Here is a 1,296-nt window from a genome sequence, read left to right as displayed (position 1 = left end):
GCTCCTGATCCCTTTCTATCACGCAGCCAGAGACGCTGTCTGCTGCAGTTGCTGTGGGCATGTGGTCAACGCGGCAGCGTTGTCCACCATGTCCACAGCCTTCGCGGCCTGCATCCGTTCGCGCCAGACCGCCATCGGCGTGCGATAGCCGTGCGCCTGATGAAGGCGACGATCGTTGTAGAAGGCGATCCAGCTTGCGACCCCTGCCTTGGCCTCGCGGCCGTCGGCATAGCCTCTGAGATAGATGTCCTCATGCTTGAGCGACCGCCACAGCCGCTCGATGAAGACGTTGTCGATCCAACGACCGCGGCCATCCATGGAGATCCTGATCCCTGCGCCCGCCAACGCGCCGGTGAAGGCCGCACTGGTGAACTGGCTGCCCTGGTCAGTGTTGAAAATCTCCGGCGTGCCGTACTTCGCCAGCGCCTCTTCCAGCGCCGCCACGCAGAACCAGACGTCCATCGTGTTCGACAACCGCCACGCCAGGACCGCACGGCTCGCCCAGTCGATGATGGCGACGAGATAAAGAAAGCCGCGGCCGATGGGCAGATACGTGATGTCGGCCGCCCATACCTGGTTTGGCCGGTCGATCGTCAAGTTGCGCAACAGATAGGGATAGATCTTGTGGCCCGGCGCCGGCCTCGTAGTGTTCGGCCTTGGTCCCAGCGCCGCAATGCCCATCTTGCGCATCAACCGCTTGCGATTGACCTGAAGCCCCTCAACCTTCAGCATCGCGGTCATTCGCCGCGAGCCCAGGAACGGCCAGGCGGTGAACAACTCGTCGATCCGCCGCATCAGGGCAAGGTCGTTGTCGTTGGCCGGCCGTGGCGGCCGGTAGACCCCAGAGCGCGCGATGCCAAGTAACATGCATTGCCGGCGGATCGACAGCGCCATGTCGGCGTGATCGAGCATTCCTCGACGGTCCGGCGTGCTCATCTTCCGGACCTCCGCGCTAAAAAATCGCGCTCGACTGTCAGTTGTCCAATCTTCGCATGCAGCTTCTCGATCTCGCGTTCGCGCGCGTCCTCGCTCTCCCGCCCGACACCCGCGTCAAAGGCCCGGGCCGCCTGGTCCAGCAGTTGCTTCTTCCAGGCATAGATCTGGTTCGGGTGAACCTCATAGCGCTGGGCCAGATCGGCCACCGTCGCCTGTTCCCGCACCGCTTCCAGCGCGATCTTTGCCTTCAGTGCCGCGTCGATCTTGCGTCTCGTCTTTGTCGTCATCATGCGCTCCGTCTATCAAACGGAGCAGCCCCTTCCAACTAAGCACGTGGTCCCACAATCGGGGTCCATTTCA

At 62.7% G+C, this 1,296-nt stretch carries 1 pseudogene; it reads right to left on the bottom strand.

Features of this window, described 5'->3' with window-relative positions:
- Positions 1 to 135: 135 nt before the first annotated feature.
- Positions 136 to 1,223 (bottom strand): annotated as a pseudogene (locus tag ACZXDY_RS45920) (IS3 family transposase); the annotation flags it as partial.
- Positions 1,224 to 1,296 lie beyond the last annotated feature (73 nt).

The organism is Bradyrhizobium sp. LeoB3 (assembly GCF_055456055.1).
Note: the sequence above shows the minus strand (reverse complement) of the source record. Positions and strands in the feature narration are given on the sequence as shown.